Source organism: Pseudomonas sp. XS1P51 (genome assembly GCF_054897845.1).
In genome coordinates this window covers 6241246-6260732 of sequence record NZ_CM142707.1, presented here as the reverse complement: position 1 = coordinate 6260732, position 19487 = coordinate 6241246, and the positions used below count along the sequence as shown (strand labels likewise).

The following is a 19487-nucleotide window of genomic DNA, read 5'->3' as shown; positions in this document are numbered from 1 at the left end:
CCAGTACTGTAAAGCCGAACAACTAACACTTATAACGCTGACGGTCTCAGCGCGGCGATCATGTCAACTTCTATCGCGGCATTTTTCGGCAATTGATAAACGCCCACGGTCGTTCGCGTATGTTTACCGGCATCCCCCAGGACATGGCTGAAGACATCCGACGCACCGTTGGCCACTTCGCTGAGATCGACAAAGTCCGCCGTGGACTTCACGTAGACCGTGATCCGGATCAGTGACTTGATTTTATCCAGCGAACCGATGGCATCCACGATCAGCGCCAGCCCGCGCATCGCGCTGATACTGGCGGCCGATTGGGCATCCGTGAGGCTGAGTTCCAGCCCGACTCTGCCGGGGTACTGGATTTTTCCGTTCATGCGCGGCACCAAGCCACTGATATAGAGTTCATCGTGATGCCGAACCAGCGGGGCGTAATGGCCGCCGGCGGTGTTCTCGCCGTAGATGTCATAACCCAGCTCTTTTGCCAGGTCGATGAAACGCTCATCACAGCTCTTTTGCTCAATCATTTACCCACCCTCTCTGAATCAATAATGCAAAAATCACAGACCCCAGCGACTCAGCCAAAAGCCCTCGACGACGGGACCAGACAGGTCACCTCGACGCGTGACTCGATCGCGTCTGCCAGTCGCAGCAGGTTGTCGCTGAGCTGCCCGTAGTCCTCGTTGAACAGCACGATGTGGCCGATGAACGAGGTGTTGTCTTTCACCAGTGCCGTGACCGAATCACTGAGGCGCTTGGCGTACACCGCTTCCACCAGGTTGATGTTCAGTTCCCGGGCCAGGGACTCGATGTCCGGCAGGTACCGCAAAAGGCCGCCGGCCGGTGCCCGGAGCAGGCGAATGCCGCAATAACCCCGGGCGACGGGATCGTGATGATCGGTCTTGCCCTCCACCGCCCACCTGACCCAGCGCTCCCACGGATCGAAATCGACGAACGCCAGACGGGCCAGGTCCCAGATGTGCATGCCGCCGGGGCGCATGTTGGTTTCCACCGCCGAGGTCAGGCCGTCGCTGCGCAGGAAAACCTCGTTGTGATAAGCGCCGTTATCCAGCGAGACCAACCCGGACATGTGCCGGCCGGCAGCCGCCAGTCGAGCCTGCACGTCCGCTGGCAACGGGGCCGGCACCACTTGCTGGATTTCCGCGCGATAGGCGCCTTCAGTGGTGGTTTTCTCGGTAACCCAGGTGCTGCCGGCGACGTAATCCCAGCTGTATTCCCGGGCGTTCTGGATCAGTTCTTCGAGGACAATGCCGCCTTCACGATACGGCTTGAGTGCCTGCCACGCCTCGTCGCATTCGGAGGGATGATGGATAACGCGGCAGCCTCTGCTCGCGCCCTCACAGGCAGGTTTGATGAAGGCTCGACCACCGAGCTCGACAACCCGCTGGCGCAGCTCGCCCAGGCTCTCGACGCGTGCGGAAAACACCGGACGGTAGTCTTCCGGCGAATTGCCGGCAGCCGCTTCCAGCTTGCGGAAAATCTGTTTATCCAGCCCCGCGTGCGCCTCACCGGGGGTAATGCCTGGGAGGCCGAAATGAGTGGCCAGCGCGGCGCCGAGCAGCACACCACGGTCGGAAAAGGGCAGAACGCCGATCAACTTCCAGCTATCGGCGCTGAGGCAGCCCACCACCAGTTCAACGGAATCGGCGATGTCCTGCGCCGCCATCGAGGTGGTGCAGACGTGGTCCGCCACCTGTTCGTCATCGGGTTGAATCTGCTCGACCAGCAGGATCAACCGGGCGTTGTAGAGGGTTCTACAGAGGTCGCGCAGCTTCTGGATATCGTTGACACGATTGCCGTTGTACCCGACCACCACTACGCAAGATGTCGTATTCATGAAGCACCCGACCTGTGAAAAAAAAAACGAAAACGCGATGACTCAGTCGTGCAGCGACGCGTTGGATTTACGGTTGAGCCAGTACCAGGCCAGAATCCCGCCCGCGCCGATGGCGGCCAGCACCAAGGCGTTGTAGGGCGCAGGCACGACTCGCATGATCAGCACCGTCAGCCCGGCGCCAACGCCCAGGGACACTTCCTTGACGAACATGTTGTTCTGCTTGACCGAGAAGTAGTCGAGGTAGCTGAACGCGCACTCGGCGATGGACAGCAGCGCCACCCAGATCAGCGCGCCGACGAGGGTCTCGACGTGAAACGCGGCCGGAGACGAGAGCACCGCAAAGCCACCGACAATGATCCCGATCACGGCGACCACCTTGAAGCGCCCGGTACGTTCGATCAGTTTCATCACCGGTACCTGAGCGAACACCACCACCGCGCTGTTGAGGATCAGCATCAGGCCATACCAGGCGGGTAATTCACCGGTTTCCAGCAGGATGGCTTGCGGCAGGATCGAGAACACGCCAAACAGTTTGATCCCCATGATGATGCCGGCGATCACCCAGGGCAGTTTGTTGCGCCAGCCGCTGCCGTCCTGGGTCGCCGGGCGGGCAACCACCGGTTGCGTGGTGAACGTTGCGCCCATGGCGATCGGCAGGCACAGCAGCACGAAGCTTGCGGCACCGAGGAAAAACATGGTTGGGGTCAACAATGGCGAGAGCAGGATCAACCCCGCCAGCAGGCTGCCCATGTTCATCGCCACCCGGTTGTAGGCCGCACCCTCTTTGGTCTGGGCCGCCTCGCTCTTGATCAGGTAACCGGCGATGGCAATGCCATAGGCAAACAACGCGGCGGCAAACATCACCATGCCCTGGTTGCTGGTGACCGCCAGCAGCACCAGCCCGAGGGCGGCGCACAACAGCGTGACGCTCAGGGAACGGCGGCCCAGCATCAGCAAGGTCAACGGCAACAGCAGCAACAAGGCCCGATAACCGAGGGCAAGAATGCTGTTGGTGGCAGTGTCGAGCCAGACGTTGGCCTTGCCCAGCACCGCAAACAGCGACACGGCGGTGATGATCCGGATCAGGAACAAGCGAACGTTAATCACCGGTTTGGCGATGGCGACCGTTGTTTCAACACTCATGTAACACCTCTGGAACCAAGCGATTACCGGGACCACAGGCGCCGACAATCAGGAAAGTCTGTAAGGTGATGGTAGAGAGAGACGCTTGTTTTCATCAGAGCAAGTTCGTATAGAATCAAACGAACTTTACTGCCGGAGAGACCAGTAAAATGCAGGTTCAGCGCGCAGTGATCGCCGCCATCCAGTTCCAGTCCGGCATGCCGCTGGTTCAGCAGATCGTCGATCAATTGTCGGTGGCGATCAGTCAGGGCGGCCTGCCCCACGGCTCCAGATTGCCGCCGATTCGCGAACTCTCCGAGTTGATGAACGTGGGCAAGTCCACGGTGGTTGATGCCCTGGACCGCTTGCGGGCCAAGGGCCTGGTGGTTTCACGCCAGGGGTCGGGGCATTACGTGCACCGTTCCACTAGCACGATCCAGACCGATGCCGGCCCGGACCTGCAACCTCAAGACACGCTCAGCGTGGTCCGCCGCGCGGTGCTGCTGGACAATGGCGCGCTGCGCCCTGGTGCCGGTTTCCTGCCTTCCTCGTGGCTGCCGGCGGAAGAGTTGCTTAAAGCCGTGCGCGGCACCCTGCGCGCAACCTCCCTGCGCATGGGCGAATACGGCGTCGCTGCCGGTTACCTGCCGCTGCGCGAGGCGTTGCGGGTCAAGCTGTCGGCCTTCGGCATCGAAGTGCCGGTGGACCAGATCATCACCACGGCCAACACCGTGCAAGCCATCGACATGCTGATGCGCCTGCTGGTCAAACCCGGCGACACGGTGCTGCTCGACGATCCGTGTTACTTCACCATGCACACCAATCTGGCCTTGCATGGTGCCAAGGTCATCACCATCCACCGGGGCAGTGACGGCATGGACCTGGAGGCCCTCGAGCAGTTGCTGATTACCCATCGTCCCGTTCTCTACATGACCAACAGCACCCTGCACAACCCGACCGGGCATTCGTTCTCCCCGGCGCAGGTTTATCGCTTGCTGGAGCTGAGCCACCGCTATGGTTTCCACATCGTCGAAGACGACTTGTATTGCGACTTGCAGCAACGAAGCACTCCACGTCTGGCAGCGGGCGGGCTGGACAACGTCAGTTATGTGTCCGGTTTCTCCAAGACCCTGACGGCTAACAGCCGCGTCAGCTATGCGGTGCTTTCACCGCAACTGGCCGCGCGGCTGGTTGCGCTCAAAATGGCCGCCGGTGGCATGACCTCGGAACTGGCGGAGCAGATTATCTGCACAATGCTCAGCGATGGCAGCTACGCCAAACATACCCGGCGCACGGTGGATAGGCTTTACGAGTCGAGCAGTCGGGTGACAAGGTGGCTGGTGGAGGCCGGTTGCACAATGTCATCGCTGCCCCATGAAGGGTTGTTTATCTGGACGCGATTGCCCGAAGGGCATCATGCCGAAACGCTGGCGAGGAAAGGTCTGGACATCGACCTTGTGCTCGCGCCCGGCACCCTGCTCAGCAAAGCGCCGGATGCCAGTCACTTCCTGCGGTTCAACGTGGCGCACAGCGATAACGTTCAGGTGCGGGAGCGGTTCTTGCGGTTGCTCGACAATTACAAAAAGTAACCGCCCCACCATCCCCTGTGGCGAGGGATCTTGCTCCCGCTGGAGTGCGAAGCGCTCCCCTGCACTTCTTCCAATACTCCGTATTTACAGGCTTTTGCGACTGCTGTTCAGCCGAGCGGGAGCAAGCTCCCTCGCCACAGGGATCGCGTCCGGCGAAGCGTTTGCTGGCCGCATGACATCCACCGCCACCAGATCGCTACGATTGTGATCCCCGCCTCCCGCACGCTAACTTCGACCCGTCGCTGCCAATTCAGCGACCGGGCCTGAGAACCCAAGTAAGATACAGGCGCACACGCGCCCCAAATCACGATTGCCGGCGCTTTTTTGTGCCCGCATTTCCGTGTAATGGCGGCTGTGCGTGGGAGACCTCCGGGTCTGCCGGGTTCCTGTATCTCCGGTTTCTCAGCCCGCGTACAGCTGCCACCCATTCGCCTGAGAACGAACGTGGTAGCTCTAACTTTGATTCAGGAGTTTTTGCTAATGCCCGCCATCGTTCCGTCCAAAATTTGCATCTCTGCTTTATCGGTCACCACCCACCACCGCCCAAAAATCGGAGGTGCTCAATGACCAACCCTCAAGACCTGGAAACCATCGGCCTCACCCCCTTCTCTTACCACGCCAACCAACCGCTGTTCCGCATCAACCATGGCGTCCCGATAATCCAGGCGCTACACCACGCGTCCGACCTGCTCCATATCGCCAAACTACTTGCCTCAGACGCCGCCATGATTCGCGATAGTGACCGGCATGCCTGGGCGTCGCATTTTCTGCAGGATATGAGCAAGGCAATCATCGATGACGTGGCGAAGGTGCTCGACGCACCGTGTAACAACCGCGTGTGAATGAAAAAGCCCCGCAATTCTTTTGAATGCGGGGCTTTTCAGAAGTCCATTAGTTCAGGAAAACATCGCGCGCTGCTCTGCCTCATAGTGCCTTGTCTGGTAAGGCATCAGAATCTGAGCCTTCAGCCCAAGACCTTCACTCAATCCCCAAGAGACGGCAAGCTCATCGCGACGTCGGCGCAACGGTGTGACAGCTTGTGGCGTGACCTCTTCACTGGAAGTCGAATGCGCAAAAAGCTCAAGAGCATTGAGGGCTTCCGAAACGCGGCTATCGGATACGCACGCAAAACGAGTGAACCGCTCAAGCAAGTAGCCAGCGCGTCGAAGCTCTACCTCGTCAGTATGGCAATTCAGAAAGGCCGTAACTTCACTCTCAAGATTCGAACTGGAATACCAGACCGCTTTGGCGGCGTTCACCAGCGCAGCGTCATCTGCTTGATTTAATGGATTCTTGACCAGTGTGTCCAAGGCCGATGAGAGGACGTGGCCATCAACGGGACTCTTCATCCCTACTCTCCAGGTAATCTTCCAGAATTTGAGTTAGAACCGAGGTTGGAGGCTCTTGGTTCCCAACATATACATCAATTGCCTGCAATGCCAGCCGATGGAAATCGGCACTCAGTATGAAGCCGCTCCGCAGAAGCGCCATGATATCGCTGATGTCCTGCTCGGTCGCTCTGCCCAATTTTGAAATCGCAATATCGATCAGTGCGGCAATGTGCACGTACAGAGGGGATTCAATCGGAAACTCCGCGAGCGGAATGCTGCGATCCCAATAATCCTCGTGAATGGGGCCGAAGCTGGTGTTGTATTGGAGGTCATAGTTCAGCTCCATTAGCCGACCTGACTGCTCATCTACAAATTGCTCGGGTATCTGCGCAAGCATGGTTTGAAGGTGAAGCGCTTCAGGCACATTTGCCTCGTAAATCTCTGCGTCGACGTCTGTCGAAAAACGATGATTTGTATACAGGTGAACCGCACAACCACCAAACACGATAATTTTGACTGCCCCGGGCTCTGCGCTCTCGAGTACCAGTTCCGCTTCGAGGGATTTGAACATCGAAATCAAAGCTTGGCCCAATGCTTTGCTCGTATTAACGCTCGCGGTAATCGCGTCCTGCTCTGCCATTGTCGGTCCTCTAATATTCTTGGAGCGTGCCGCGGCGCGCGAATATTTCTGCCGCTGAATTGCGCACGCCCCGAAGTTAGAGAGGCGACTTCCGACCGACAACCTGAAAGCTGTGTGGGAATTTTCTGCAGTTTTACCGATCGATCGTTGTCGTCTGTCAGACCACCATCGCGAGCAAGCTCGCCCCCACAGGGTTCTTTGCCGTGCTCAACATCGGCGGCAACCGCAAGCCAGTGTGGGGGGGAGCGAGCCTGCTCGCGAATGGGACGACCCGGCTCACCAAAATTCACCCAATAAAAAGCCCCGCTCTCCTCTCGAAGGCGGGGCTTTTCTTTGCAGCATCCAAATCTTAAGGCGCGTAAGTCAGCAACAACTCACTCGGCACCTTGAAATCCAGCGACATCATCACGCTCAACGCGGTAATGGTGAAGATCGAGAACACGAACAGCTTGCGTGCCCAGACCGTATCATCCACTGCCTTGTAGCCGGTCCAGGCCATGTACAGCCAGTACATGCCCATGGCCGCGGCGACGGCGAGGTAGCTCATGCCGGCGTAGCCGCTGAAGGTCAGCATCAGGGTCGCGACGAGGAACGCCAGGATGTAAATCAGGATGTGCTTCTTCGCCACTTGAATCCCGCGCTTCACCGGCAGCACCGGAATCGATGCGGCCAGGTAATCGTTGAAGCGGAAGATCGCGATGGCGTAGGAATGCGGCATCTGCCACAGGCTGAACATCACCAGCAGCGTCAGCGCAGCCATGTCGAAGCTGTTCGTCACAGCCACATAGCCAATCACCGGTGGCATCGCCCCCGACAGGCTGCCCACCAGCGTGCCGTGAACCGACTTGCGCTTGAGGTACAGGCTGTAGAAACCGACGTAGATGACGAAACCGATAACGGCAAACAAAGCGGCCAACGGGTTGGCCACCTTGTACAACAGTGCAACGCCGAGAACACCAAGGACGGTCGCAAAAGCCAGGGCCAGTTTCAGGGAGATCAAGCCCTGGACCAGCGCTCGGTTCTTGGTGCGTTCCATCTTCAAGTCGATGTCGCGGTCGATGCAGTTGTTGAACACGCAACCGGAAGCCACCACCAGGGACGTGCCGATCATCGCAGCCAGGAAAATGGCCAGATCGACATGCCCTTTGGAGGCCAGGAAAAATCCGCCTGCCACTGAAAGCACGTTACCGAAAATGATCCCCGGTTTGGTGATTTGGATAAAGTGCTTCAAGGACATCCAGACTTACCTCAGTGCGCCATCATGTTGGTGTGGATGCTGAACATGATCCACAGCGACAGGCCTACCAACAGAACAATTACCAGTGCAGCGAAGACAAACGCGATCACGTTGTTACGCTGGGCGGCGGAGCGGTCCAGGTGGAGGAAGTACACCAGGTGCACCAGCACCTGGACTACTGCGAAGGCCAGTACGATCCACAGGGTCAGGGCTTTCGGCAGCGACGGGTACATCACCAGGCCGAAAGGAATGACGGTCAGGATCACCGACAGGATGAAGCCGATAGCGTAAGACTTGACGCTGCCGTGGCTGGCGTCGTGGCTATCGTGGCCATTGTGTGAGTGAGCTGCGTTAGCCATTTACATAGTCCCCATCAGATAAACAACGGTGAATACGCAGATCCACACCACGTCCAGGAAGTGCCAGAACAGGCTCAGGCAGCTCAGACGGGTCTTGTTGGTCGCCGTCAGGCCGTTTTTCTGCACCTGATACATCATGATCGCCATCCAGATCAGACCGCTGGTCACGTGCAGACCGTGGGTGCCGACCAGGGTGAAGAACCCGGACAGGAAGCCTGAGCGGCTAGGGCCGAAGCCTTCGGAAATCAGTACGTGGAACTCGTTGATTTCCATGCCGATGAAGCCGGCGCCGAACAGGAAGGTCATGCCCAGCCAGCCCAGTACAGCTTTCTTGTTGCCCTTGAACAACGCCAGCATGGCGAAGCCGTAGGTGATCGAGCTGAACAGCAGCAGAGCGGTTTCGCCCAGTACGTATGGCAGTTCGAAGATGTCGTGGCCCGACGGGCCACCCGCTACGTTGTTAACCAGTACCGCGTACACCGCGAAGATCGACGCAAACAGAATGCAGTCGGTCATCAGGTAGAGCCAGAAACCGAATACGGTCATCTCGCCCGAGTCGTGGTGATGGTCATCGTGCCCATGTCCATCGACATGGGTGTGTCCAGCATTGGTCACTAAGTTCGACATGGTTTAAGCCTGTTCCAACGAGGTTTCAACACGGGTGGCGGTGGCTGGAACTTTCCCGGCCGCTACCAGACGTTTGTGCTGCTCGGCTTCGATGCGCTCGATGACATCCACCGGCACCATGTAGCCTTGATCGTCACGGGCAGCATGGATGGCGAAATACACCACGGTGCCAGCCAGACCGACGATGGCCAGCCACCAGATGTGCCAGATCATCGCGAAACCGAACACGGTCAGCAGAGCCCCCATGACCACACCGGTCGCGGTGTTGTTTGGCATGTGGATCGGCTCGTAACGGGCCGGAGCCTGGTACGCGGTACCGTTTTCCTTGGCTTCGGTGAACGGGTCGATGACTTCGGCTTTCGGCAGCACGGCGAAGTTGTAGAACGGTGGTGGCGACGAGGTCGACCACTCCAGAGTGTGGCCATTCCACGGGTCGCCGTGTTCGCACATGTTTTCTGGCTTGTTGCGGTCACGCACGCTGACGTAGAGCTGGATCAGCTGGCAGGCGATACCGACGGCGATCATCACCGCACCGAACATGGCGACGTACAGGTACGGCACCCACTCAGGGTTGGTGGTGGCGTTCAGACGACGGGTCATGCCCATGAAGCCCAGTGCATAGAGCGGCATGAACGCGACGAAGAAGCCCGAGATCCAGAACCAGAACGCTGCCTTGCCCCAGCCTTCGTGCAGCTTGAAGCCGAACGCTTTCGGGAAGTAGAAGCCGAAGCCGGCGATGTAACCGAATACCGCGCCGCCGATGATCACGTTGTGGAAGTGCGCGATCACGAACAGGCTGTTGTGCAGGACGAAGTCCGCACCCGGAATGGCCAGCAGTACGCCGGTCATGCCGCCGATGGCGAAGGTCACCATGAAGCCCAGGGTCCAGAGCACCTGGCTGGTGAACCGCAGACGGCCCTGGTAGATGGTGAACAGCCAGTTGAATAGCTTCACCCCCGTCGGGATCGAAATCAGCATCGTCGCCAGACCGAAGAAGGCGTTGACGCTGGCACCCGAACCCATGGTGAAGAAGTGGTGCAGCCAGACCATGAAGCCCAGGACCGAGATCGCGCCACTGGCGTAGATCATCGAGTGGTGGCCGAACAGTTTCTTGCCGGTGAACGCCGAGATGACTTCCGAGAAAATGCCGAACGCCGGCAGGATCAGGATGTAAACCTCAGGGTGACCCCAGGCCCAGAACAGGTTGACGTACATCATCGGATTGCCACCAAGTTCATTGGTGAAAATGTGGAAATCCATGTAACGGTCAAGCGTCAGCAGTGCCAGGGTAGCGGTCAGGATCGGGAACGAAGCCACGATCAGGACGTTGGCCCAGGTGCAGGTCCAGGTGAAGATCGGCATGTCCATCAGCTTCATGCCCGGGGTACGCATTTTCAGCACGGTGGCCAGGAAGTTGACCCCCGTCAGCGTCGTACCGAGTCCGGAGAGCTGTAGCGCCCAGATGTAGTAATCCATCCCCACGCCCGGGCTGTATTGCAGGCCCGACAGTGGTGGATAGGCAACCCAGCCGGTCTTGGCGAATTCGCCAACGCCCAGGGACAGGTTGATCAGCACCACACCAGACACCAGCAGCCAGAAGCTCAGGGAGTTCAGGAACGGGTAGGCAACGTCACGCGCGCCGATCTGCAGCGGCACTGCAAGGTTCATCAGGCCGGTGAAGAATGGCATCGCCATGAAGATGATCATGATCACACCGTGGGCGGTGAAGATCTGGTCATAGTGTTCAGGTGGCAGGTAGCCAGGCGAACCCTCGGTGGCCATGGCCAACTGGGTACGCATCATGATGGCGTCGGCAAAACCGCGCAGCAGCATGACCATGGCGACGATGATGTACATCACGCCGATTTTCTTGTGGTCAACCGAGGTCAGCCACTCGGTCCACAGGTAGGTCCACTTCTTGAAATAGGTGATTGCAGCGAACAGCGCCAGGCCGCCGAGCGCGATCATGGCGATGGTTATCATCACGATCGGTTCGTGGAACGGGACCGCTTCCCAACTTAATTTACCAAACATCGTTTACTCCTCTGCCCCGGCAGCTGAATGCGAGTTCATGTCCATTCCTTGCGTAGCGGCCACTTCTTTCTCTTTCTTCTCGTGCTTGACCTTCGGACCCGGTTTCATGCCTTCGTACTTGTCGACGATGATCTGGAACAGGTTCGGAGTAACCGAGGAGTAGAGCTCGACTGGGTTGTTCTGGCTCTGCTTGGAAAGGGCTGCGTATTCAGCTTCTTCAAGCTGTTTAGGTGCCTTTTTGACTTCACTTACCCAGGCGTCGAAATCTTCCTGGGAAGTTGCGATAGCCTTGAATTTCATGCCGGTGAAACCCGCGCCGCTGTAGTTGGCGGAGATACCGTCCATTTCAGCGTTCTCATTGGCGATCAAGTGCAGTTTGGTCTGCATACCCGCCATCGCGTAGATCTGGCCGCCCAAGGCCGGAATGAAGAACGAGTTCATCACGGCGTCCGAAGTCACCTTGAAGTTGATCGGCGTGTGCGCCGGGAACACGATCTTGTTGACGGTGGCGATGCCTTGTTCCGGGTAGATGAACAACCACTTCCAGTCCAAGGCGACCACTTCAATGGTGATCGGCTTGACGTCGGATTCCAGCGGACGGTACGGGTCCAGGGCATGGGTCGACTTGTAGGTGATGTAACCCAGGGCAATGATGATCAGGATCGGAACGGTCCACACCGCGATTTCAATTTTGGTGGAGTGGTTCCATTTCGGGGTATAGGTCGCGTTGGCGTTCGACGCGCGATATTTCCAGGCGAACAGGAAAGTCATGACGATGACCGGGACCACGACCAACAGCATCAGCAGCGTTGCGGTGATGATCAGGTTTCGCTCGTCGAGGCCGACCTGGCCCTTGGGATCGAGCAAGGTCATGTTGCAGCCTCCCAGCAACAGCGTGCCGAGCAGCGGCAATATGCCTAGTAGTCTTGGGTACCTGTTTTTACTCATCTCACGACCTCTAAAGCAGCTTGCGCAATGCAGTTGGGTTTTGATCGCCAACACTTCACCCTGCCAAGGGTTGGCATTTTTCTTGGATTGAATAAGGGCCTGCCCGTCGCGCGTCAGACGCTGTTCGACAAATCCTGGGCTAGCGGTGAGTTCTTATTCGAATTCGTGGTCAAAGGCCTTGTTACAGACCAATTCCATTTGGTGCGGATAGTTGGAAGGCACCGACACCTGGGAGTCGCATGAAGCCAACCGGCCTCTCGACGCCCTATTCCTGCTCAGGGATGAGCAGTGCCGGGAATTCAGTGCGGGCGATTGTAGTTACGTAGCGATTCATAAACCATGTCTCATCCAGAAATAATTTTTATCCATTCCAGCAACAATCAATAACGTATTTCGCAAAAGCCCCGCATGTTATCGAAATTCATTCTCAACAAAAACACCAAAAATAGTAGGTCTACCACGCCCAGTTCAGACAGTATCGAAGGCTCTGTGCCCTCCCTCGACTCGGCCCAAGCCCCTATGTCACAAGGGCTCTGGCCATTCGCCAGCGCCTGTTAAAACTGCCTGTTCGTGTTTGTCGAGACCGATGCCGCGCCACGTTAAAAAAGCCTCATTTTGTTGCGTAGCCATGCACCAATTCGCCACGTTGAAATGCCTTGCGACACTCCTACTGTGACAACATGTCGCACATGTGCCGCACCCATTCTTGTCGGGCATCAAGGTCTTATTCCCTGCCCCCTGAAATGCAAAACGCCCCGGCCCTCTCAACGAGGACCGGGGCGTTTTTTTGTGTGACGCAGCGAGGCGGCGAATGGCCTCAGCGTAGCGCTTTGCGATTACGTGAAGTGAGCAGCGGCACCAGCACCACGACCAGCACAAAAGCTACCAACGCCCATTGCGCGAGGGACAGGCCGAGGATCGGCGGGTACGGCGTCGAGCAGAAGCCGTCGACCTGGAAGCCCAGCGGGAAGATCTTCGCCAGTGGCAAACCGTCGACAATCGGTTGCAGCACATCAATGCCGCAGCTGACCGCCGGATAGAACTGCGTGTAGACGTGATGCCCGGCTACCCCGACGCCTGCAAGGGCGCAGATGACCACCAGGGTTTCAAATACCGTGATGCTGCGGCGGGTGCGCATGGCCGCGCCGATGAACGCGAAGAGCGCGATCAGCAGTAATGCATAACGTTGCAGGATGCACAGCGGGCAAGGCGCCTCACCCAGAACAATTTGCATGTACAGGGCACCACCGATCAGCGCCAGGCAGATGATGCCCAGCAACACCAGATAGCGTCGTTCGCGGCCCAACCGCATCGTTTCCTCGCTCATTGCGTTTCCCTTCTGAATATCGATTGCCCAAAGTCTACACGCTGGCCCTGACCTTTGAGAGTCTGGCGAGCATGAATCAGGTTTCGGGAAATAAACGATAAAGCGGTTAAGAAGGGATTAACTTTCAAGCGTTTTTCAGGATTCGGTGCCGCTGTGGGGCTTTCTTGCGAAAGCCCGCGAAGGCGCTCGATCAGTCGCCGTAGATATCAGACTTGAAGTACTTCTCTGAAATCTTCTTGTATTCGCCACTGGCGCGGATGCCGTCGATGGCCGTGTTCAGCTGGCTGACCAACTCGGTGTTGCCCTTGCGCACGGCAATCCCGGCGCCCTCGCCCACGTATTTCGGGTCCTTGAGTTCCGGCCCGACAAACGCATAGCCTTTGCCACGGGGCATCGTCAGGAAGTCATTCAGCGGGATGGTGTCGGCGAAAATGGCGTCGAGGCGACCGGCCGCCAAGTCCATGTAGATCTCTTCGTTGTTGCCATAACGCTTGACGTTGATGCCCTTCGGTTCGAAAACCTCGGTGGCGTAACGGTCGGTGGTGGTGGCGCGCTGCACGCCGACCGTCTTGCCCTTGAGGCTGGCGTACTGGTCATCCACTACTGCGCCTTCCTTCATCACCAGACGTGATGAGGTGAAGTAATACTTGTGGGTGAAGTCCACCGACTTCTTACGGTCTTCATTGATGGTCATGGACGACAGCGCCATGTCGATTTTCTTCACTTTCAGGGAAGGAATCAGACCATCGAACTCACCTTCGACCCATACGCACTTGACCTGCATCTGCGCGCACAGGGCATTGCCGATGTCATAGTCGAAACCGACAATTTCGCCTTTGTCGGTTTTCGAGGCGAACGGTGGATAAGCCGCTTCGATGCCGATGCGCAGGGTTTTATCGGCGGCGAACAGAGTGCTGCACGCCAACAGGCTCAAAGCCAGACCGGTGATGAGGGGGAATTTCTTCATGTTCGTTCTCTCGCGGGTTGTTGTTGGTTTGGCAAGACAGAAGAAAAACTGAAACGGGGAAACACCTTCTTTTGTACTTATAATTCCATACTGGACTTTTTATGTATTAGTCGTCAATCGGGCAGACGGGGTTAAATCGGCCTCTGGTCGGGAGGTGAGTCAGGGAGTTTTTTAGTGGAGCGAATGGCTCCATCGCGAGCAGGCTCGCTCCCACAGGGGATCTCGGTCGTACACAGAATTTTTGTACGTGGAGATCAAATGTGGGAGCGAGCCTGCTCGCGAAGGCGCCAGAACAGCCAACAATGGAATTGCAGGCTACTTACTTCTTCCAGCGATCCGCCGCCGCATGATCACTGTCCCGCCCTTCAACCCAACGCGCGCCATCACTGGTGTTTTCTTTCTTCCAGAATGGTGCGCGGGTTTTCAGGTAGTCCATGACAAAGGCGCAGGCGTCGAACGCCGCTTGGCGGTGGGCGCTGGCGGCGCCGACGAAGACGATCGGTTCGCCCGGTTCCAGGGCGCCGATGCGGTGCAACACTTCCAGCTTCAACAGCGGCCAGCGCTGTTCGGCCTCCGTGGCGATCTTGCCGAGGGCTTTTTCGGTCATGCCCGGGTAGTGCTCAAGAAACATCCCGGCGACGTCGAGCCCGTCATTAAAGTCGCGCACGTAGCCGACAAAACTCACCACCGCACCGACGCCCACGTTGGCGGCATGCATGGCGTTGACTTCAGCGCCGGGATCGAACGCCGTGGACTGCACGCGAATAGCCATGGCTCAGCCCCCGGTCACGGTCGGGAAAAACGCCACTTCATCGCCATCGCTCACCGGCTCGTCGAGCTGGCAGAGGTCTTCGTTGCGGGCGCACATCAGGTTCTGCTCGCTCAGCACCTCGGCACCATCACGCTTGGCCAGCAGCGCGCGAACGTCATCCACCGTGGCGAAATCACCTTCAACCTTTACCGAGTCCACGCCAATCGCTTCACGGTAACGGGCAAAAAACTTCACCGTGACGTTCATGGCTGATCCGCCTGGAAATGGCCGCTCTTGCCGCCGAGTTTCTCCAGCAGCCGCACGCTTTCGATGGTCATGCCGCGATCCACAGCCTTGCACATGTCATAGATGGTCAGCGCCGCGACGCTGGCCGCGGTCAAGGCCTCCATTTCGACGCCGGTCTGCCCGGACAACTTGCAGCGCGCGACGATGCGCACGGTGTCGTCGCCTTCGGCACTGAGCTCGACCTTGACGCCGGTGAGCAGCAGCGGATGACACAGGGGAATCAGATCGCTGGTTTTCTTCGCCGCCTGAATGCCGGCGATGCGCGCAACGGCAAACACATCACCCTTGGGGTGGCCGCCACTGACAATCATCTGCAGGGTTTCGGGCAGCATGCGCACCAGCGCTTGGGCCGTCGCTTCGCGGAACGTCACGGCTTTTTCGGTGACGTCGACCATATTGGCGCGACCTTGGGAATCGAGATGAGTCAGCACAGCGTTACTCCTGATCAGGAGCCTCGATTGTAAACCTGTGGGTCAAAACTGCGCACGTTTGATTACGAGATCACCCCATATCCCCTGTGGGAGCGAGCCTGCTCGCGATGGCGGTGTGACAGTCGGCATCAATGCTGAATGACAGACAGCTATCGCGAGCAGGCTCGCTCCCACAGGGTTATGAGTTGCGCATAAAAAAACCGGGCGACCTGAAGGCCGCCCGGTTTGGTGAGGGTTACAGATGCGATTCGGCGTATTCGGCCAGAATCGAACGTGGCACCCCTTGCAGGGTGATGTGCACACCATTGGGGAAATCCTTGAAGCGCTCTGTCAGGTACGTCAGCCCCGAGCTGGTCGCGGACAGATAAGGCGTATCGATCTGTGCCAGGTTGCCCAGGCACACCACTTTGGAACCGGTGCCGGCACGGGTGATGATGGTTTTCATCTGGTGCGGGGTGAGGTTCTGGCATTCATCGATCAGGAGTCTTCTCCTCTGCTTGACCAATATTTGGTATTGGCTGAAGTCCCAAAAAAGACCATTACGTAACTAAATACTACCGATTAAGACGGTCTCAGAATGCATAGGAGCAAATGGGATTAAAGTGTATATCCGCAATAATTTGATTACCTTAAGAAAATAGCTGCAAGTAGGAATTCAGCGTAAGAACTATCAATCCATTAAACACGAACCTTCCTACAACTCGAGCTATTGACGAGCAATTACGAGCTATTGACGAGCTATTGACGAGCTATTGACGAGCAATTATAAGGCGATTAGCTTCGCAAATGAAGTCAAATGACTTCAACCCAAACAAACTAAGAGGTTCTTATTATGCGCAAAGCAAATCTGCAAACTCGATTAACTGTTCTTTCCAATAACGCTTACAACATCCTAATTACGCCTGCAAAATTGGAATCAAAACTGGTCAATTAATTTCGGCCAATGCCGAGGGAGCCACCACACTCTCTCGGCACAACTTTCGCGGAGCATGTGAAGATGAGTGAGTTTAAAGTCAATGAAAACCTAACAATCACCTTGAACGAAGGAATCTTCGGATTATGGAACTTGGAAACAGGTGAACAGTACGAAATATTCGATCGACGCTATCTTGACAGAATTTTCGAGCTAAACGAATCAATTGGTATGCCGTACACATCAAAACCCGAGGATGGAATACTCATTGAAGCTGGAGTATTACTAATTGACGCAAAAGCTGAACAGCATCAAAAAATACAAAAATCAAATGGCCCTTGGGGTTGGGACCTTGTTTCAAAAATATTTCATCTTGGAAGCAAGCACAACTTTCCGAGTGATTTGGCAAACACAGAAGAAAATAAAGAGACAGGCTATGTGAGCTTTTGCGAAAGCATCGCCGAGAGCGCCCCAAACCTCGACATTGAGCGAGAAGGAGAAATAGTAAAACTCCCTTCTTGGAACAGCAGCGCAATTGACTCTTATAGCTTGAAAAAAGCGTTATGGGAGAGAATTACAAGTCGAAATTTCAATGGGGAGCCTGTCCCGCTGGAAATTGTATCTAACATACTATTCACTACATTCGGAAAAGTCCACGGTAACTCGCATAAAAAAAATCTCGCAGAACGCGGTATTCTGACTGTTGGTTATCGTAGATCTTCACCGAGTGCAGGGTGTTTACAAGCAACCGAGGCCTACTTGGTTGCTTTAAATATTAGCAACCTAGAGCGAGGCATTTATCACTACAGGTCTCATCAACATGTGTTAACAAAATTGGATAGCGGAATAAACGCCGACTTATCACAGATTTTATGCCATCAAAGCTTCGCCGTAGATGCAGGATTCCTGATAGTAATGAGCTCGCGCTTTGATAAGCTCTGGTGGAAATACCCACACTCACGTGCCTACAGATCGGCTTTAATGGATGTTGGACATTTGTCTCAGACATTCAACCTCGTAGCCACAGCTCATAAACTTAACACTTGGCTAACCGGATACTTTATAGATGACCTACTAAATAAACTTATAAAAATTGATGGATTCAAGGAGCATTCCTTGTTTGTTTTAGCAGGAGGACATGGCCTGCAAGACCCTCTTAGTCCTGGAGTCGTAAAACTGCTGAAGGCAACAACATAAAACAAAATTATCCTTAGGTGCTCACATGCACGATGATACATTGAGAAAAAAAGAATACTCCGAAATAACCAGAAAAATGGCGGATTTCAGCTTCAAAAACAACGATCTCCTAGAAGCGGCGCGGCTATACGAACTGAGTATAAAAAACAATTCAAACAACGTAAAAGCGCTGAATAATTTAGCAGCTTTATCCGAGGAACTGGGCGACAAAAAGAAGGCAGAGTACCTTTACAAGCTTGCTTGCGACCTACCAGAAACATCAGCAGTAGACAAACTTAAATTTCATCAAAACCTAGCATCCATTCAAGAAGAAAATGGGAAAGTCAATGCAGCACTCTGGACATACCAATCAGCCACAAAAATAGAAGGCTTCACAAAGAGCGCCATTGCCTTTAACTATCTTGACTTACTTCAATCGATCCACCTTACCTCATTTGATGCCGCAACATTCGCCAGCTTAGCAGCACTTTTTAATACCGAAGGAATAGATAACGATGCACTAACCCGAGTGTACTTTTCACAACTCGCACTCAAACCTGTAAAGACGATACAAGCAAAAGAAGACTACCCCGCACTTGTGCTGGACATTATCGAATCAGAGCAAATTGCACTAAACCTTCTGAGCAACAGCCTAATTTCGAACCATACTATAGAGGAAGCCATTATAACAATAAGAAAGAAATTTATAGCATCCATACTCAGTAACAACTACAACGAAACACACGAAGCGTTCCTTACCGCCCTAAAAAAGCAATGCAAGCTAAATAACTTCATCTATTTTGCTGATAACGAAGAGCTGTCGAACGTTGAAAAATTGAAAGCAACAACTCTAAAAGAGTCGCCAACAATACAAACTGATGCACGATTAATATTGGAATCCTACTCAGAGGCGGACATCATAAACTCGTTAAAAAGCCCATACCATTTAGATCGCCACACTCCCAATAAGCCAAACAAGGAAATTACATCGCCCGCCATCTTGAAAAGCAAAACACTTATCCAGAATTTTTATGAATCAAATCCATACCCAACATGGACATCAAAACCAAAACATGCTGAATCGACACTTGATCAACTTTTCAAGAAGCTAAACTCAAAGCAAGCACCTCCAAACAACAACATATTAGTTGCAGGATGCGGAACAGGACGACACGCAATCCAACTTGCCTTAACTTACCCACATGCAAAAATTATAGGACTGGATGTCAGTCAAGTAAGCTTGCAATATGCCACGAGCAAGAGAGACGAATACAAAATTCGAAATCTAGAACTCATCCACGGCGACCTAAACAACGTTCTCTCTTTAAATATGGGGTTCAGCCTTATTGAGTGCATTGGAGTTTTGCATCACTTACAAGATCCTTTGAATGGATGCCAAGCGATTCTCTCCGCCCTCCAAGATGGTGGCATTGCTAAAATAGGGCTGTATAGCGCATACGCTCGAACTCCTATAGCAGACTTGGCTAAACTTGCGTCCGAAAACGAAATCCTCTACACACCAAGCAATTTAGAAAGAATACGAAACCTCGCAATTCAAAACTACAAATACAAAAGAACAAATGAAATAGTTAACTCACAAGATTTTTTCAGTAGAAGTGGTTGTATGGATTTACTTTTCAACCCGCTGGAAAAAACATTCACAACCCGTGACATTCACTCACTTATACGAACCTTAAATTGTGAGTTCGCAGGCTTTGAAAAGGGAGGACAAAAAAAATCTCCTGCATTTAGAAAATTCAACGAGCAGCCGAACATAGATTTTCTTTTTAACGCCTGGGAGTTGTTTGAAAACTCCAACCCAAACTTTTTCAGCGAAATGTACCTATTTTGGTTAAAACCCATAAGGAAATAAC

At 54.9% G+C, this 19487-nt stretch carries 19 protein-coding genes and 1 pseudogene; 4 read left to right on the top strand and 16 right to left on the bottom strand.

Translation table 11 applies throughout. The features are described from left to right. Nucleotides 1–29: 29 nt before the first annotated feature. The 3 genes from ACYZUD_RS28975 to ACYZUD_RS28965 are packed head-to-tail and all read right to left on the bottom strand — an operon-like array spanning nt 30 to nt 2998. Nucleotides 30–524 (bottom strand): RidA family protein, encoded by a 495-nt coding sequence (locus ACYZUD_RS28975; RefSeq protein ID WP_462021264.1) that lies wholly within the window; start codon nt 522–524, stop codon nt 30–32. 50 nt (nt 525–574) lie between these two features. Beyond that, complete coding sequence (locus tag ACYZUD_RS28970; protein ID WP_462021263.1) at nt 575–1855, bottom strand: ATP-grasp domain-containing protein; 1281 nt, start codon at nt 1853–1855, stop codon at nt 575–577. 42 nt (nt 1856–1897) lie between these two features. After that, nucleotides 1898–2998, bottom strand: a complete 1101-nt coding sequence (locus ACYZUD_RS28965; RefSeq protein ID WP_462021262.1) for a hypothetical protein — start codon at nt 2996–2998, stop codon at nt 1898–1900. A gap of 149 nt (nt 2999–3147) precedes the next feature. Here ACYZUD_RS28965 and ACYZUD_RS28960 point away from each other — a divergent pair, with 149 nt between their 5' ends. Both ACYZUD_RS28960 and ACYZUD_RS28955 read left to right on the top strand, forming a co-directional pair. Then, the gene (locus ACYZUD_RS28960; protein WP_462021261.1) at nt 3148–4566 is read left to right on the top strand and encodes an aminotransferase-like domain-containing protein; all 1419 of its coding nucleotides are present in this window, start codon (nt 3148–3150) and stop codon (nt 4564–4566) included. Between the two features lie 563 nt (nt 4567–5129). Next, the gene (locus ACYZUD_RS28955; protein WP_462021260.1) at nt 5130–5408 is read left to right on the top strand and encodes a DUF3077 domain-containing protein; all 279 of its coding nucleotides are present in this window, start codon (nt 5130–5132) and stop codon (nt 5406–5408) included. A 54-nt stretch (nt 5409–5462) separates the two neighbouring features. On the opposite strand, the gene ACYZUD_RS28950 is transcribed toward ACYZUD_RS28955, so the two are convergent. The 13 genes and pseudogenes from ACYZUD_RS28950 to ACYZUD_RS28890 all read right to left on the bottom strand — a co-directional run. Beyond that, on the bottom strand, nt 5463–5915 hold the full coding sequence (locus ACYZUD_RS28950; protein WP_462021259.1) for a hypothetical protein: 453 nt from the start codon (nt 5913–5915) through the stop codon (nt 5463–5465). Next, a complete protein-coding gene (locus ACYZUD_RS28945; protein WP_462021258.1) occupies nt 5899–6537 on the bottom strand; it encodes a DUF6036 family nucleotidyltransferase in 639 nt (212 codons plus the stop codon). Before ACYZUD_RS28945 ends, ACYZUD_RS28950 begins: the two co-directional genes overlap by 17 nt. 349 nt (nt 6538–6886) lie before the next feature. Further along, a complete protein-coding gene (cyoE, locus tag ACYZUD_RS28940; RefSeq protein WP_462021257.1) occupies nt 6887–7774 on the bottom strand; it encodes a heme o synthase in 888 nt (295 codons plus the stop codon). Nucleotides 7775–7785: 11 nt separating this feature from the next. Continuing rightward, nucleotides 7786–8133 carry a cytochrome o ubiquinol oxidase subunit IV gene (gene cyoD / locus ACYZUD_RS28935; protein ID WP_462021256.1) on the bottom strand — a complete coding sequence of 116 codons (348 nt, stop codon included), beginning with the start codon at nt 8131–8133 and terminating at the stop codon, nt 7786–7788. Continuing rightward, the gene (locus ACYZUD_RS28930; protein WP_462021255.1) at nt 8134–8760 is read right to left on the bottom strand and encodes a cytochrome o ubiquinol oxidase subunit III; all 627 of its coding nucleotides are present in this window, start codon (nt 8758–8760) and stop codon (nt 8134–8136) included. It lies immediately after the preceding gene. 3 nt (nt 8761–8763) lie between these two features. Beyond that, a complete protein-coding gene (cyoB, locus tag ACYZUD_RS28925) occupies nt 8764–10794 on the bottom strand; it encodes a cytochrome o ubiquinol oxidase subunit I (RefSeq protein ID WP_462021254.1) in 2031 nt (676 codons plus the stop codon). 3 nt (nt 10795–10797) lie between these two features. After that, the gene (gene cyoA / locus ACYZUD_RS28920; RefSeq protein WP_462021253.1) at nt 10798–11742 is read right to left on the bottom strand and encodes a ubiquinol oxidase subunit II; all 945 of its coding nucleotides are present in this window, start codon (nt 11740–11742) and stop codon (nt 10798–10800) included. An 817-nt stretch (nt 11743–12559) separates the two neighbouring features. Continuing rightward, complete coding sequence (locus tag ACYZUD_RS28915) at nt 12560–13069, bottom strand: disulfide bond formation protein B (RefSeq protein ID WP_462021252.1); 510 nt, start codon at nt 13067–13069, stop codon at nt 12560–12562. A gap of 190 nt (nt 13070–13259) precedes the next feature. After that, entirely contained in the window at nt 13260–14036 is a 777-nt protein-coding gene (locus ACYZUD_RS28910; RefSeq protein WP_462021251.1) for an ABC transporter substrate-binding protein, read from the bottom strand. A gap of 319 nt (nt 14037–14355) precedes the next feature. Beyond that, nucleotides 14356–14808, bottom strand: coding sequence for a molybdopterin synthase catalytic subunit MoaE (gene moaE / locus ACYZUD_RS28905; RefSeq protein WP_462021250.1), 453 nt, complete (start codon nt 14806–14808; stop codon nt 14356–14358). Between the two features lie 3 nt (nt 14809–14811). Next, nucleotides 14812–15054, bottom strand: a complete 243-nt coding sequence (gene moaD / locus ACYZUD_RS28900) for a molybdopterin converting factor subunit 1 (RefSeq protein WP_462021249.1) — start codon at nt 15052–15054, stop codon at nt 14812–14814. Then, complete coding sequence (gene moaC, locus ACYZUD_RS28895) at nt 15051–15524, bottom strand: cyclic pyranopterin monophosphate synthase MoaC (protein WP_033061025.1); 474 nt, start codon at nt 15522–15524, stop codon at nt 15051–15053. The genes moaD and moaC overlap by 4 nt, the downstream gene beginning before the upstream one ends. A gap of 235 nt (nt 15525–15759) precedes the next feature. Then, nucleotides 15760–16020: pseudogene (locus tag ACYZUD_RS28890) on the bottom strand (PhoH family protein); the annotation flags it as partial. A gap of 501 nt (nt 16021–16521) precedes the next feature. Here ACYZUD_RS28890 and ACYZUD_RS28885 point away from each other — a divergent pair. Both ACYZUD_RS28885 and ACYZUD_RS28880 read left to right on the top strand, forming a co-directional pair. Beyond that, a complete protein-coding gene (locus ACYZUD_RS28885; protein ID WP_462021248.1) occupies nt 16522–17634 on the top strand; it encodes a SagB/ThcOx family dehydrogenase in 1113 nt (370 codons plus the stop codon). A gap of 25 nt (nt 17635–17659) precedes the next feature. Continuing rightward, nucleotides 17660–19486, top strand: a complete 1827-nt coding sequence (locus tag ACYZUD_RS28880) for a methyltransferase domain-containing protein (protein ID WP_462021247.1) — start codon at nt 17660–17662, stop codon at nt 19484–19486. Nucleotide 19487 lies beyond the last annotated feature (1 nt).